Source organism: Variovorax brevis (assembly GCF_030317105.1).
GTDB classification, from domain to species: domain Bacteria; phylum Pseudomonadota; class Gammaproteobacteria; order Burkholderiales; family Burkholderiaceae_C; genus Variovorax; species Variovorax brevis.
The window spans coordinates 1-14,582 of sequence record NZ_JASZYG010000046.1 but is presented as its reverse complement, the minus strand read 5'-3'; the positions used below and the strand labels follow the sequence as shown (position 1 = coordinate 14,582).

The window sequence follows — 14,582 nt, the reverse complement described above, 5'->3', positions numbered from 1 at the left end:
ACCAAGTGTGCGGCGGTACGCGTGATTCGCAGACGGTGCGAGGCAGGAACATGCGGGGAAAGTCGCAGGATGCGGACTTCCCTATTGACGGAGACGGCTAATGGGTGACCTTCGATTACAGGTCGCATGCAGGCAGACGAAATCGTGTTGTTGAACGGCCGCTTTGGCATGTCGCGAACTGGCGGTCGGGGCCCACTCCGGTCAACCGAGGCGACGAATTCGCTGGCAGAAAGCGGTCTCTCAATATCGTGCATCTTCCGGGCTCGCGCGAGTCGCCGATGTAGGGCGCTGGCTGGTTCGAATCCACACGCCTTGCTGATAACGGAGGCGAGCGGTCCGGCGGTGCGCGCCGTGGTGACCGCCAGTCCCACGTCACCCGTTGTGACGGCGGCCAAACTAGGCGCGGTGCGTGCCGACCTTGATGCCAGCCTCGCGCGGCTACAAGGGTGACTGAAGTGATAGGCATAAGCTGAGAAAGTCCGGACCCATAGGTTGAGAAATTTGTGGGTTTTGATTTTTGATCGCTTAGCTATCAAAAATTAGCGGCTGTTTTGGCTTCTCCATGGGAATGGGGGTGTCGATTCGGGCTGGCGCTCGATCTGCCAGGTAACGCGCCAAGTGCCGGTCTTGGCAGACTCGGACACCTCGTTCGGTGATACGGGCTGGCTTCGCTGGTCGGCTCCTCTTCAGCGGGTGCTGCCTTTCGCGTCGAGTTCCCGGCCTCACCCCACCGGTGCGCTCTCGGCAACGATCCTGTCCGCTGTGCGGCGCGTAGAGCTTCAGGTACTGGACGTGGACCTCGATTTCGGAGAAGTTGAGGCGTACGAGCCGGACTATGAAGATTTGATCGCCTGGATTTGCCGTCGAGGCGGCCTTTCATTTTCAGGCGAGCAGTTGCAGCGCTTCCACCAGTGCTTCGTGCTCGAACGCTGGCGCAAAGGCTCCCAGCTCCTGCTGGGTGAGCCCGATGGCCGAGGATGTCGCCAGCGTGCGCCATTGCTGCACGGCCTTAACAACCTCACCCAGCACTTTCAGCGCATCCTGCGTGGTTGCCAACTCGAACCGTGCGGCCTGGCCCATGAGCTGGTCCACTGAGGTGATGGGCCCGGTGTCCTCGCTGAGCCAGGTCTTGGATTCTCGGTCCTTGTCCGGGAACGGGTTCAGGTCGAAGGCCGGCGACAGCGTCCACTGCTTGCGGCCGACATACAGCAGGCCGATGTTGTGCAGGTGGTCGTCCACGTTGGTGATGAGGTGGTTGAATACCAGGCGGCGCCACAGCTCGCGGGCGTCCTTCTGGAAGTCCTGGCTGATGCCGCGCAGTTCGTCGATGACCTCGGTGTACGCGCGCTCCTCGCCACGCTTGGCCTGGAGCAGCGTCGTGCCCGACATGTAGGGGATGCGGCCGTCTTCAGCGGTTCTGTCGAACCGGCGGATGATGGCCACCGGGATGGCTCCTACCATCTGCACGCGAGCCCGGGCGACGTCGATGCCCGCCAACTTAGCCAGTTGCAGTGCCAGCACTTCGCCGCGCGTGATGCTTCGCTCGTCCTTCACGCTCGGGAACTTGCTCATGGCCAGGAAGCCGTCTTCGTCGAGCACGGTGCACTTTGGTCGCATGCCGCCCAGCGAGGTGCCCTTGCCCTGCAGGTAGCGCAGGTCTTCCTGCGTTTCCTGATTCTCCTCGACCGCGCGAGAGGCTGTGAGCATGCGCCCGAGTTCCAGCAGCGGCGGCGTCTGGCGCCGGCCCTGCGCGGAGGTGCGCAGGTAGGTCTTCGTGTCATGCAGGCGCAGCGCGCCCATGCGGCTGAAATCCTCAACGTGGCACAGGAAGTCCAGCGTGGTCAGCGCCGGCAGGCTGGTGTCCTTCTCGCGAGCCTTGGCATGGGCCCGCGCGATGACGCGGCGGCCCCAGTCATCGGGCTCGGTGTCGGCCAGCGCCTTGAAGAAGCACGACTCTTCCTTCCCGGCTGGTTTGAACTGCTGGAAGCCCGGTGCGTTCAGCACGTCAGGAGACACTGTGAAGAAGTCGGCAGACGCTCGCCAGGCCGCGTCGTAGGCGAACTGCGAGAACTCGCGCGCGCCATCCTTCTGGTAGATGAGCTTGCCGAGCGGTATGCCGGCATTTCCCAGGTGGAGCGCCAGATCGACCCGGGTGGATGCGGGCTTGAAGCCCTTCGCTGCTGCAGCTAGTTTGGCCATGGTCTCAGAAAGCTCCTGCGTTCTTGCGGCCCCGAGGCGGCTGGATGATCTTCGGCAGCTTCTCGTCCTGGAGAGCCATTCCGATACTGTCGTGGGCGGTGTCCATCAAGGCCTCGAGCTTCTCCAGTTCGCCGAACACCTGCAGTGCCCGCGCGATGTGCTGCAGCGCCACGCCCGGGTGGCCGGCTTCGAGCCGGCGCACGGTGTTGACCGTCACGCCGATACGCGCAGCCAGATCAACCTGAGTGAGGTTGCGCCGACGCCGGGCCAGCGAGATGTTGTGGCCGAAGCGCTCCATGGCGTGCACCACGGGGGATGGGATTGGTGTAGAGGACATGAGAGCGCCCCTATATGGGTTGAGATCGGCTCACTTACGCAAAATAATGGTGATGTTACGCATTTCACCAGAACCCGTCGAGAGAGAGTGTAGATACACCAAATATAGGTTGTTTGGCGTTCAAATAATCAAAATAAGAGCGAAATATCTCATCAAGCCTGGAGCTGTGCGATTTGTTCAGCGGGCCTTCCCAATAGGTTCCTTCCGGCAATGTGCCCTGGCCGGTCGGCGAAAGAAGCACGATTTCACCTCGCCGGCGCTCAGGGGGCTGGCCGGACGTGAAGCGGAAGTGCTTCGCTTTGGCGAGTGATGGCCGCTCCAGCGGCGCCAGGGGCGATCTGATGCGTGCGTCGCACATGGCCTGGCAGGCGGTCGCGCACGCCGGAATGGATGAAGAGTTCGGCGCACTGAGCCTGTTGGGATTCTGTGGGCCACAACCGGGTCCCAGAGACGGCATCGCACTTTGCGCACCACTGGACAAGCAATCAGGTTTTCCAGTGTCCAGAAGGACTTTCTCAGCTTATGCCTGCCGCCTTCTTACTTATGACTTCAGGGCGCTCGCAAGCTGTTGTTCTGCAAGGCGCTGAAGTCTCAGCTTATGCCTCGCTCTTCAGTGACACGTCCCCACGCTAGGACTACGATGCCGCTTCGCAGCAGTCGGGGGTGCCTTGTGAACGATTCAGCCTTGCGGCATCGGTTGATGGCGATCCTCTGCGCTGACGCGTCGGGGTATTCGCGCCGGATGGCGCAGGACGAGTTCGCGACTGTGGCCGAGCTCGATGCAGCGCGCCAAGTCTTTCGCGAGCGCGTCGCCGAACATGGTGGGCGCATTGTCGATACGGCCGGCGACTCAGTGCTGGCGGTATTCGAGACCGCCGCCGGCGCAGTCGATGCGGCCGTGGCCGTACAGCGACAGCTCGCGTGCGCGGACACTGGCCAACCGGAGGCGGCCCATCTCCGCTTTCGCATCGGCGTCCACCTGGGCGACGTCATCGAGAAGCCCGACGGCTCGGTCTACGGCCACGGGGTGAACGTGGCGGCGCGACTGCAGGCGCTGGCGCTCGAGGGCGGCATCTCGGTATCGGACTCGGTGCGCACCACGCTGGGCGACCGGGCCGCTCATAGCTTCGTGGACCAGGGCCAGCATGCGGTGCGCAACATCGGGCAGCCGCTGCATGCGTTTGGAATCTCCACCGACTGGGAGGCCGCGCCGCAAGCACCTCGCTCGGCAACCCCATCGACCCAGGCCTTGGGCAATCTGTCGACGCGGCTGCCACCGTTGTATGGACGCGCGGAGGACGTCGCGGCGCTGGTCCGGCTGCTGGAGCTCCATCGCGTGGTAAGCGTGGTGGGCCCTGGAGGGATCGGCAAGACTCGGGCGGCGCAGGCGGTGGCGCACGCCGTGCGCGGCAGCCATGCCGACGGCGCCTGGATCGTGGAACTGGCCCCGCTAGCAGAGGCGCAGCTGGTGGTGCCCACCGTGGCGCGGGTGCTGGGGCACCCCATGGCGGTGAAGGAGACCGCACTCGCGTCCCTGGTTCAGGTGCTCAGGGACCAGCGTCTGCTGCTGGTGCTGGACAACTGCGAGCACCTGCTTGAAGCGGTGGCCGAGCTGGCCGCGCAGATCGTGGCGGGCGCCCCGGGCGTGCGGCTGCTCGTCACGAGCCAGGAACCGCTGCACATTGCTCAGGAGCAGATCAGTCGGCTCAACGCGCTGGCGGTGCCCCCGAGCGCGGACGCGAGGGCAGCGCTTGGATACGGCGCGGTGCAGTTGTTCGTTGCACGCGCGCAGGCCGTCGATGCCGGCTTCGCCGTGGACGCCGGGAACGTGGACGACGTGGTAGAGATCTGCCGGCGGCTCGACGGGATGGCACTCGCGATAGAGCTGGCCGCGGCGCGGGTGTCGCTGCTGGGGGTGCGCGGGGTGCGTCAGCGGCTGTACGAGCGCTTGAAGCTGCTGGGAACAGGCAGCCGCACGGCACTGCCAAGGCATCAGACGCTGCGCGCGGCGCTGCAGTGGAGCCACGGGTTGCTGACCGCAGTGGAGCAGACGGTGTTCGATCGGCTCGGCGTGTTCATGGGCACGTTCTCGCTGGAGGCTGCCCAGCAGGTGGCGGCCGACGAGGCGATCGATACCTGGGCGGTGCTCGATCACCTGGCCTCCCTGGTGGACAAGTCGCTGGTCCTCGTCGAGGGCGGGCAAACAAAGCGCTATCGGCTGCTCGAGAGCAGCCGGGCTTTCGCGCTGGAGCGGCTGGCCGCTGCAGGATCACTCGAAGCGATCCGCAGGCGCCATGCGCAGGCGATCGCCGACACCTTGACTGGTGATGATCCCTTCGAGGAGCCGCTGGCGCGGATGCGTCGCATCGCGCCCGATCTGGACAACGTCCGCGCGGCCGCGGCCTGGGCTATGGGACCCGGCGGCGCTCGCCAGATCGCCGTGGCGCTCGCCGCTGCCACCGACATGCTCTGGGATGCTCAGGGCTTCAACGACGAAGGTGCGCGCTTGTACCGGGCCATCGTGCCGTGGGTGGACGAAGCGACGCCGCCTCGACTGGCTGCCCGTTTCTGGTTCGCGGTCTCGAACCTGCGAATGCAGACCGGCACGAAGCGTCAGGCCGAGGCGGGGCTCAAGGCCGCCGAGCTGTTTCGCAGCCTGGGCGATCGATTCTGGGTGTTCATGTCATTGACATCAGCTACGTACCATCTCGCATTTCTCGCCGATCGTGCGGCGGCGAAAAGAGCGCTGACCGAGATGGATGCGCTGCTTGACCCGGCTTGGCCGTCGTGGCTGCAATTTGCCGTCGCCTGGTGCAAGGCAATTTGCGAATACTCCGTTGAGCGCAGACCGGAGGAGGCGCGAAAGCTCGTTGACTCTGTCCTGCAGAGCCATCTTAGAGGAGACAGCTATTACGGGGACGGGTGCGAACTCCTGCTTCCACATTTCGACCTGGAAGCGGGCGACTTTGCGTCCGCGTTGCATCGATGTGACGATCTTCTTGGCGGGTCAACGGCGCTTGAATGCACCTACGTACGCGCATATCTCCTCGCTTGGCGCAGCTTGGCACTCGTTGGGCTTGGCGATCTCGAAGCGGCTGGGATCTCGTTGCGGACTGCGACGACCATGATCACGCACACGGCAGGTCCGGCTGTCTGGTTGTTCTGCTACATCGCGCAGCTGCTCGCGCGCCAGGGCCGGTTAGTCGAAGCAGCGAAGACGATTGTCTACATCGACAACCGCTTGGGGCCCAACCACGAACGCTTGACCACGCTGACAGAGCGCTGCCACGAAGACGCACTCGCCATCATCAAGACGGGTCTGGACACCGAGGCGCTCGGTCGGCTTCGCGATGAGGGTTCCCGACTCAGCGCAAAGGAGGTGATCGCCATGGCCTTCCCAGTCGGGGCATAGAGACACCAACAGCGACTTGGCGCATCGCCGGTAAGCGGCCATTCGTGAACGACTCGTTTTGGCCGAGACTGCCTGTTCGTCAAGGTCGCCGAAAGCTGTCCTTGGTCAACCAGGCGGTTGCGGCGAAAGGTCAGCTGGCAGACGAGGCCGCGAATTGGAACTCGCGGCCATGAGCAGTCCTCGAGTCACGCCGGTCGTACGGCAGTCCAGGACTGGTTGCGGCTGTTCGAGTTTTCAAACTGAGCGGCAGCAGCGACTGCAAGCTGACGTAGCCACCATAGCCCGATCCTCGACTGCTGTACCTCGAAACCTGACTTCCAATGGCGACCCTTGGAACGGTCAACCGAAATCGCGTTGAACGGCAGGTTTGGCATGGCGCGATATGGCGCTCGGGGCCCATCAGCGACATTCACAGGCACGAAATCGCCGCCGGAAAGCCGGAAGTTGCAGTGGACAAGAGCGACGGTGGTTCGACCGTGTCGACGACATCAGCTCAGGTTCCGTGAAGGAATCCGTGTGCCGGGGTAAGCCGGGTAGTGCCGGGACACCTCCGGCCTGCAGTGCAGGCCGACGGCACGCCGCCACCAACTTGGCAAATTTCCGTTTATGTGGCGCAATGACTACTTCCGGAAACCTTGGACCAGCTGGCCTGCCGGCCATTGACGAGATTGCCCTCCGATCGGCACCAACATTGGAGGAAGCTGCCTTGAATGCCGTAGTACCAACGACACAGCCAGCGAAACTCAGAGATAGGCTCGATTCGAACCTCGTCTGGTTCGCCATAGGCATGGTGGTCATGGGCGTAGTTGGAACTGTGGCATTTTCGTCATGGCTCGACACTCGAGTGGAACGAGAAGTTCAGCGACAGATACAGCTCGTGAGTGCAACCACCCTCAAGGGCACTCCGGGAGACAAGGGTCCATCCGGAGATCAAGGGCCTCGCGGCGAAAAGGGCCCTGGTGGCGACAAAGGCCCAACGGGTGAAGTCGGGCCGAAGGGTGAAAAGGGCCCAATTGGGGATAAGGGCCCAAGTGGCGACCCTGGACTGCGAGGCGACAAAGGCCCAACGGGTGAAGTCGGGCCCAGGGGTGACAAGGGACCCGATGCGATGCCCCTACGTATAGAAGGAGTGAACGTGCTGACTCTTGCCGAGGTCAAGGCGAGCAATGACTACTCTTCCCTCACGCTAGAAGAACTAATTCAGTCAAAAAACGCACCCCCGGACAAAGCGAAAGAGTTGGCAAATCAACTAGTCAAGAAGCGCATTTATTGGGAGGCCTATGTCTCCTCTCCCGGCAAAAGGACCTGGGATGGGAGCGTATCAATATCCGTCGCACCCAAGGTTGGTGGTTCAAGTTTTGACCGTGCAACCCTTCGCTTTGCCATTTACTTCGCCGAAAGGGCCGAGGCCCTCCATACAGGCGAGAAGATTCAGTTCACTTGCATTGTGTCAATGGTTATTGCAGGAACGCCCATTTTGGAACAATGCCAATTCCTGCCGTGAATAACCCGATGCCAAAGGGCTGAAACGTCGAGGCCTTCCGCGCCGCCTGCAGGCCAGCGAACCCGAAGATCCGGGCGCCATAACCGGACGGTCGCGAGTGCCCGCTCATGGCCGGGACTGCCTGTTAGCCAACCTCGCCGATAGTTGTCCTTGGTTACCCGGACGATCACGCCGAAGGTCGGCTGGCACGCACGTCCGCGAACTGGTACTCGCGGCCATGACCGGTCTTCCGTTGAAGCCCGCTTTCGGGCGCACAACCGTTGAGCGGCGGTACGGCTTGGCGTACATTGCAGTTCCAGCATGCGCACCAACTCGTTTCTGAGCCATTCACACGACGATGCGGTGTGGGTCGAGGACTTGGCGCGTCGACTAGAGGACGAGCTCGGTCTTGCTGTCTGGCTCGATCGATGGGTGTTGGTACCAGGCCAAAGCTGGCAGCAAGCTATGGCGCGTGGGTTAGAGGAAGCAAATAGCTGCGCAGTCTTCATTGGTGCCAACACGCCGCACGGATGGTTCAACGAAGAGATTCAGCGCGCACTTGATCTTCAGGTGCGCAATCCGGACTTTCGGGTAATTCCGGTCCTATTGCCGGACGCGGACCCAGCTTCAATTCCTGGATTCCTTTCAATGCGCACTTGGGCGGACTTCCGAGACGGACAAGACCAGGCCTTTGCCCTGCATGTACTCAGGCAGGGAATACTCGGAGAACCAGTGGGTCGTTGGCCGCCAGAAGCGAACCGAGGTGCGAACGGAAAACTGAGACAGTACGAACAGCAAATCGGTCAGTTGGCGCGCTTCAGATCCCTTGGAGTGCACGAGGAGGTGATCATCGAATTCGAACGAAAGATCCTTGACCAATGGTTGGATGAAGGCGGAGCACTCTGATGGCACAAGCTCATTCGTTCGACGTCTTTCTAAGCTACGCATCTAATGACAAGGAAGCGGCGCGAGATCTCTATCGACTTCTATCAGACGCAGACGTATCCGTGTGGTTCGATGAAACGGCACTGGTTCCCGGAACTCGATGGGAAAGCCAGCTACGCGAGGCTATTGCCCACTCGAGGTCAGTCTTGATGCTCGTTGGTGGCAGTACCCTGGGTAAGTGGCAATCACTGGAGCTTCGCACCATACTTGATCGCGCGACGGCTGATGAGAACTTTCGCGTCATCCCGGTGTTGCTTCCCGGATCGGCAATCGAAGCGCTCCCTGCCGCTCTTCGTGAGTATCAAGCTATCGACTTGAGGAATACAAGTAGCGAAAGCATAAGACTCAAGCGTCTTGCTGCGGCGCTAACTAAGGATCCGACCTCGGGAGAATTGGTGGATTCTGAGGAGATCGGGGATCGTTTGCGTGAGGCCGGCGACTGGACTGGCTCAGTTTCGCCGTACGAGAAGGCCTTGCTCGTTGCCAACGCTATTCATGGAAGTTCGCATCCGGTTGTTGCAAGGATTCAGCGCAAGCTTGGAGTGAGCTATCTCGCAATCGGGGATGTAAATAACGCCGAGCGTTGTATACGAAACGCCCTTGATATCAATGTCGGCGCTTACGGGAGGGATGACCCCAAGACTGCTGCCGACCTTAGCAACTTAGCGACCGTGCATGAGTTCCGAGGAGACCTCAGCGCAGCGAAGGCGCTGCAAATTGAGGTTCTTGAAACCAGCATTCGAGTGCTGGGTACAGAACATCCGAGTACCTTGCTGGCAATGAACAACTTGGCAGGTACGCTTTCAAGCCTCGGAGACTTGGCGGGCGCTCGCTCTCTTCAAGAGCGAGTCTTGGCCTTGCGTACAGAGGAGCTTGGAAGAGAGCACCCGGACACACTTACGTCTCAAAGCAATTTGGCCGCAACACTGGCGGACACCGGCGACTTGGCGGGAGCTCGCAAACTTCAGGAAGAGGTGCTGACGATCCGGCGACGCATCCTGGGCAGTGAGCATCCGAGTACGTTGACGTCTATGAATAATCTTGCCAGTGCGCTGCGAGCGCAAGGCGACCTAGAAGCGGCGCGCAGCCTTCAAGAGCAGGTCCTGGAGGTCAGTTTGCGTACCCTTGGAGCGCAACATCCTGACGCGCTGACTGCTATGAACAATCTAGCGGGCACTCTTCTGTCGGAAGGTCAGGTCAGCGAAGCCCGTTCCCTACTGGAACGAGTGCTGAGTGCCTACTCAGGACTAATAGGCGAGGATCATCCAAATACTGCAATTGTCTTGGCGAATTTGGCGATCGCTAACCTGCACATGGGCGAAACGGAGTCCGCTCTGGCGTTGTACAAGAGGGCGGAAGCTATCATGGAACGCGCACTTGGGCCCCTTCATGAATCAACAATGCAACTTCGCGAAGCCGTGCGTTCAATTGAAAACCCGGGCAGCCCAGACGGCGTCTGATCCTTCGCTCCCGCGGACATCTCATGAGCGCGCCGCCGCTAGACTTAAACGTTGAAGGACTGCTTTTTGCCGTCGACCTAGGCGCCTTGAATTTCCGCCTCGGGCCCCGACGACCAGTTGAGTGGCCAAGAAAGCGGTCGTTCAACCCTGCGATAGCGGGCTCGCTGTAGGGACGCTGCCGACCTACGACCGCAATACCTTTGAACCGGTCCTTCATACCGAACCCTTCTTGGCCTTGGAACGACAGGAAGCGGCCTCGCAGTGTGAGTTCGTCGAGCGATCCGCAAAGACCGCAACCGCTGCGGTGCCGAAGTTCAGGCCAGGAAGTCGAAATACAGCAATGGGCCCCGACCACCAGTTGGGTGGCCAAAAAAGCAGACATTCGACTTCTGCGATAGCGGTGGCCCCAGGAATGCTGGGGGGACGACTGCAATACCTTCGAACCGGTCCTTCATACCGGGCCTTCTTGGCCTTGGAACGACAGGAGGCAGCCTCACAGCGTGAGTTCGTCGAGCGCAGCCCAAAGACAGCTGACGCTGCAGAGCCGCTCTTGAATCGCGGGAGGCGACCCAGACCGGCCGTCCGTGCCTCAAGGGTGTGCCGTCCAGAATTGGTCGTTTGCCAGGCTGGACGGAAAAGACGCCGAGCGAAGATCGTCTGGGCTGAGCGCAGGGTTTAACTGCGAGTCGATCGCGTCACCCCACCAGCGCAAGTACGCGCAGCGGACTGCCGGAGCCGCCCTCGATCTTCAAAGGCGCGGCGAAGATCACGGCCCCCGTCGGCGGCAACTGGTCCAGGTTCGTCAGGCATTGCAGGCCATACCTGTTCGACCCGTGCATCAGTGTGTGGCACGGATAGGCCACCGGCCACGCATGGGACTGGCCCGCATCGGTGTTGATCGTCTCGACACCGAATCCCCGTACCTCGCGATCCTCGATCAGCCATTGCACCGCTTCCTGCGTGGGGCCTGGCGTGTGTGCGCCGTCCTCCTGCATGTTGACGAATGCTGCTGGATCGTCGATGCGCTTGGACCAGTCGGTGCGAAACAGCACCCAGGCACCCGCCGGAATGCGTCCATGACTGACTTCCCAGTCCTCGAGGAAGTCCACGGTCAACAGCCAATCAGGGTCGAGCGCGACCTGCGCGCTCGCATCCACCACCACCGCAGGTCCAATGAAACGCGAGGGGTCGATCGTGTCGACGGTGTTGTTGACCTGGTCCTTGCCGGTGACCCAATGCACAGGCGCGTCGAAGTGAGTGCCGGTGTGTTCGCCACAGGAAAAGTTGTTCCAGTACCAGCCTGGTCCGGCGTCGTCGTACTGCGAAATCTTCTCCATCTTGAAGGACCACACCTGGCCGAACTGGGGCGGCAGTTGCAATGCGGGAAATGAGGGCGACAAGGTTTGGGTCAAGTCGACGATGCGCACCGCGTCGGCGGCCAGGGCACGTTGGAACGGTGTCAGAGAGTTCGTGTTCATGGTGATTGTCTGCAGATGATGTGGTGCGAGCGATGCGCGGCGCGGACGATGCCCTAGCAACGGCAGTCGGCCAGTTGGTGATAGCCGCCTCGCCAATAGACCAGGGGGGCTGCCTCGACTTCACCGCGGTGAATGGCCATCACACGTCCGACCAGGATCCAGTGCGAGTGCTTTTCGATCATGTCCTCGATGCGGCAGTCGAGCGAGATCGCGCTGTCGAGCATGACGGGTGCGCCCTGCGCGGTGAGCTGAATCCAGCGTTCGGCTGCGTAGCGCTGGCTGCCAGTCACGCCATTCATTCCGGCGAATCGGTCCGCCACTCGCTGTTGGGCCTGCGTGAGCATGCTCACGCCGAAGCGATCGGTTCTCGACAGCAGGGATGCCGATGAACTCATCCGGTTGACGCAGGCGATCACGGTGGGCGGATCGACTGAGAGAGAGGTCACGGAGGTGGCGGTAAAGCCGGAGCGCTCACCCCCGACTTGCACCGTAACGATGCTGACGCCCCCTGCGAGTTCGCGCATCGCCGACTTGAATGCCGACGGCTCGGCCGCCAGGCCAGACAAATGCGCCGCGCCCGGCATGGAGGTGGCTTGCACGGGGTTCATGCTGCCAACCGCACGAGGTCGGGCGCCACCGGTGCACGCAGCCCGCGGGATTCGAGGATGGGCAATACGTGGTCGCGGAAGTAAGGAAATTCCTCGACGTAATCGACGAATGAAAGGGTCGTACCCTTGAAGCCTGCCGCGGCCAATGCGCAAATGCCATCCGCCACCTGCTCGGGCGTGCCGGTCAACGGATAGCCGCCGTGCCCAGCCGCCATCCGGTCGCGAATCAGCGCCAACAAGTCATGGGGAAAAGACTTGGCGTTGGCGAACTGCAGGGCAATCAGGTTGTCGACCGCCGCCCAGTCGGCGTGCTCGTTGCCGAAGTGCTTGAGGTAGTCCTTCGCCTCGCGCTCGGTGGGCCGGCACACGACATGCGAGAAGGTCAGTATGTCCACCTTGCGCCCCTGTACGACCGCCTTGGCCTTCAGCTCGCCGACCTCCTGGGTGGAACGATCGAGATCGATTGCGGGTGTGAACAGGAAGTCCGCGTTGTTCAAGGCGAACTCGCGCCCTTCGGCTGAGCCCGCGGCGTTCAGGATAGGCGGCCGGCCGTTGCGCGGAGCAGGAAGGCCGTATGCCTTGCTGAGCTTGAAATACTCGCCCTGCCAGTCGAACGGACGCGGGTGGGTCCACAGTTTCTGGACGATGTCGAACCACTCCTGGGCGTATCCATAGCGTGTCTTGTGATCGTCAGCCAGCGTCAGGCCGAGCGCTTCGTACTCGGGCCGATTCCATCCGGCAACGATGTTGAGACCGGCGCGACCCGCCCCCACCTGATCAAGCGTGGCGATCTGCTTGGCCACCACCATCGGATGGTTCGCCGCCGTATGAACCGTCGCAAACACCGTCAGGCGCCGGGTATGGGCCAGCAACGCGGCCGCCCAGGTGACGGTCTCCAGCACGTTTCCATGAAAGTCGGTCTCGCCGCCGTACCCAATCCATCGGGCGATCGGCAGCATGAAGTCGATGCCGGCCTCGTCGAGCAGCACCGCAAGGCGCAAGTTGTTGTCCCAGGAGTTGTCCCAACGTTCGTCGACCTTGGTGACGGACATTCCGCCCGAGCAATTGGAGGCAAACGTGCCCAGCAGAAAGTCGGATGTATTCAACAAGCGATTCATGGATATTCCTTCGGTTGACGAGGGCCTGAAGCCCGTGGGTGAGAAATGACTTCGCGCTGCGCAAGCGCGAAACCTCAAGGTGGCCGCTTACCCTGTCGGAACAAGCGGTCCGGCATGGGAACTGCAGGTAATCAGTGCAACCCTGTCACCACCGGCAGCGAGAATTCGCGCCCGGTCACGGCGCGCGCGAACAGGTAGTCGATGCGCGCGCGCTCGCCCAGTGAATTCAGGTCAACGCGCCCATTTGCGTCGCAAGGGAAGGCGAGCGCGCGGCCTTCGTCAGCAAGCGATTCGAATCTCAGTGCAAAAGCTTGGCGCGTGGTGCAAGGTTGACGAGGAGCACTCACGGTGGATCTCCAAATGTTCATGGCATACCCCGGATCGGACGTCGCTGACATCATGCGTTTTTGAATAGACTTTTAAATAGACTTTCTATTTGATTGAAGTATAGGAAGACGCCCTCGATTCGATGCGGGGGTTTTCCCGAGTCGAGGTTTCAGGGCCAAAACTGGCTCGTGATCGGACTTCGTGCGAGGTGCGTAGAAATGCGTCCGCCCGATGCGGCGCCGCCAAAAGGCGGATCAGGCTCGCGGGGGCGATCAGCCGCGGCGGTGGAATGTGGCGGCTTCGCGCGTTACCGATTCGTACAGGCGTTCAAGGAGCTCCAGATGGGCTCCGGTGCTGCGCGAGTGTTGCTTGAAGTCGGCGTGACGCTTGGCACCTTCGAGCAACAACTTCTTGCGCAAACTGGCGTACTCGTCGCACACCTTCACGCCTTCCGCCGTGGCTTCGTAGTAGACGCCGGCCCGCCCCGAGCCCTGCTTGTCAATGAAGCCCAGCTTGAGCAGCTTGCGCAAGCCGTACTGCACATTGGGCACGTCCTGGCGGTTCGTGAGATGCAAAAGATCCTTGATGGTCTTCGCTTGATCGTGCATGCGAATGACGTGAAGCAGCGCATTTTCCTGACCGGTCAAGGCCGCGCCGGTGACGGCTGCCAGGCACTCGGCCTGCCATCGCACGAACGACTCGTAGGTGCGCATCACGGCGTACTCGAGATCCGTCAGCGCAACACCGAGATCGTCCTCGGCCAGATGCCAGTGATGCGGGGCGGTGGCACGCTTTGATTTTTCGGACTTCATCGATTCGTTCGTGAGCGCAAGTGATGGTCGAAGGCGAGTTCCGCCGCACGGATGACGACGAATCATAGGGGAGTAGAGACATCGCCGGGTTCGAACGGCACGCCACGCACCAGCGAATGACAGGCGCGCGACAGCACAAGGCGGAGCCTTTCGAGCGTCGAAAGGCTCTCTGAAGAGACCGGGCGGAACTGCTGTTCAAGACTGGTTGCGGCTGTTCGAAATTTCAGGCTTTAACGGCGGCAGTGGTCGAAAGCTGACGTAGGCACCGCGGCCAGATGCGCGACTGCTCTAACTCGAAACTTGATAAACATCTAGCCCACGAGGTCGGCCTCCGTTCACGGGGCTATCGTTTGGATTCCAGTTCAACCGATGGTCCACATTGAAGGAGGCCGACATGAAACTG

12 protein-coding genes are annotated in these 14,582 nt (G+C 61.5%); 4 read left to right on the top strand and 8 right to left on the bottom strand.

All coding sequences use genetic code 11. The features are described 5' to 3' along the window. Window positions 1-882: 882 nt before the first annotated feature. The 3 genes from QTI66_RS38580 to QTI66_RS38570 form a co-directional block, all read right to left on the bottom strand. Window positions 883-2,199 carry a type II toxin-antitoxin system HipA family toxin gene (locus QTI66_RS38580; RefSeq protein ID WP_286565669.1) on the bottom strand — a complete coding sequence of 439 codons (1,317 nt, stop codon included), beginning with the start codon at window positions 2,197-2,199 and terminating at the stop codon, window positions 883-885. Between the two features lie 4 nt (window positions 2,200-2,203). Beyond that, window positions 2,204-2,497, bottom strand: coding sequence for a helix-turn-helix domain-containing protein (locus QTI66_RS38575; RefSeq protein WP_286565668.1), 294 nt, complete (start codon window positions 2,495-2,497; stop codon window positions 2,204-2,206). Window positions 2,498-2,600: 103 nt separating this feature from the next. Beyond that, a complete protein-coding gene (locus QTI66_RS38570) occupies window positions 2,601-2,894 on the bottom strand; it encodes a hypothetical protein (protein ID WP_286565666.1) in 294 nt (97 codons plus the stop codon). A gap of 312 nt (window positions 2,895-3,206) precedes the next feature. Between QTI66_RS38570 and QTI66_RS38565 the strand changes: the two genes are divergently transcribed. The 4 genes from QTI66_RS38565 (at window position 3,207) to QTI66_RS38550 (ending at window position 9,836) form a co-directional block, all read left to right on the top strand. Beyond that, window positions 3,207-5,948, top strand: a complete 2,742-nt coding sequence (locus tag QTI66_RS38565; protein ID WP_286565665.1) for an ATP-binding protein — start codon at window positions 3,207-3,209, stop codon at window positions 5,946-5,948. A 1,135-nt stretch (window positions 5,949-7,083) separates the two neighbouring features. After that, window positions 7,084-7,452 (top strand): hypothetical protein, encoded by a 369-nt coding sequence (locus QTI66_RS38560; RefSeq protein ID WP_286565664.1) that lies wholly within the window; start codon window positions 7,084-7,086, stop codon window positions 7,450-7,452. A gap of 300 nt (window positions 7,453-7,752) precedes the next feature. Further along, window positions 7,753-8,337, top strand: coding sequence for a toll/interleukin-1 receptor domain-containing protein (locus tag QTI66_RS38555; protein ID WP_286565663.1), 585 nt, complete (start codon window positions 7,753-7,755; stop codon window positions 8,335-8,337). Next, a complete protein-coding gene (locus tag QTI66_RS38550; protein ID WP_286565662.1) occupies window positions 8,337-9,836 on the top strand; it encodes a tetratricopeptide repeat protein in 1,500 nt (499 codons plus the stop codon). The genes QTI66_RS38555 and QTI66_RS38550 overlap by 1 nt, the downstream gene beginning before the upstream one ends. A gap of 695 nt (window positions 9,837-10,531) precedes the next feature. Here the strand turns inward: QTI66_RS38550 and QTI66_RS38545 are convergent. From QTI66_RS38545 to QTI66_RS38525, 5 genes are all read right to left on the bottom strand, one after another. Continuing rightward, window positions 10,532-11,314 (bottom strand): cyclase family protein, encoded by a 783-nt coding sequence (locus QTI66_RS38545; RefSeq protein ID WP_286565660.1) that lies wholly within the window; start codon window positions 11,312-11,314, stop codon window positions 10,532-10,534. 53 nt (window positions 11,315-11,367) lie between these two features. Further along, window positions 11,368-11,922: a flavin reductase family protein gene (locus QTI66_RS38540; RefSeq protein WP_286565659.1), complete on the bottom strand. Its 555-nt coding sequence runs from the start codon at window positions 11,920-11,922 to the stop codon at window positions 11,368-11,370. After that, complete coding sequence (locus QTI66_RS38535) at window positions 11,919-13,040, bottom strand: LLM class flavin-dependent oxidoreductase (protein WP_286565658.1); 1,122 nt, start codon at window positions 13,038-13,040, stop codon at window positions 11,919-11,921. The genes QTI66_RS38540 and QTI66_RS38535 overlap by 4 nt, the downstream gene beginning before the upstream one ends. Window positions 13,041-13,171: 131 nt before the next feature. Beyond that, window positions 13,172-13,387: a hypothetical protein gene (locus QTI66_RS38530; protein WP_353506289.1), complete on the bottom strand. Its 216-nt coding sequence runs from the start codon at window positions 13,385-13,387 to the stop codon at window positions 13,172-13,174. A gap of 252 nt (window positions 13,388-13,639) precedes the next feature. After that, on the bottom strand, window positions 13,640-14,179 hold the full coding sequence (locus QTI66_RS38525) for a winged helix DNA-binding protein (protein ID WP_286565656.1): 540 nt from the start codon (window positions 14,177-14,179) through the stop codon (window positions 13,640-13,642). Window positions 14,180-14,582 lie beyond the last annotated feature (403 nt).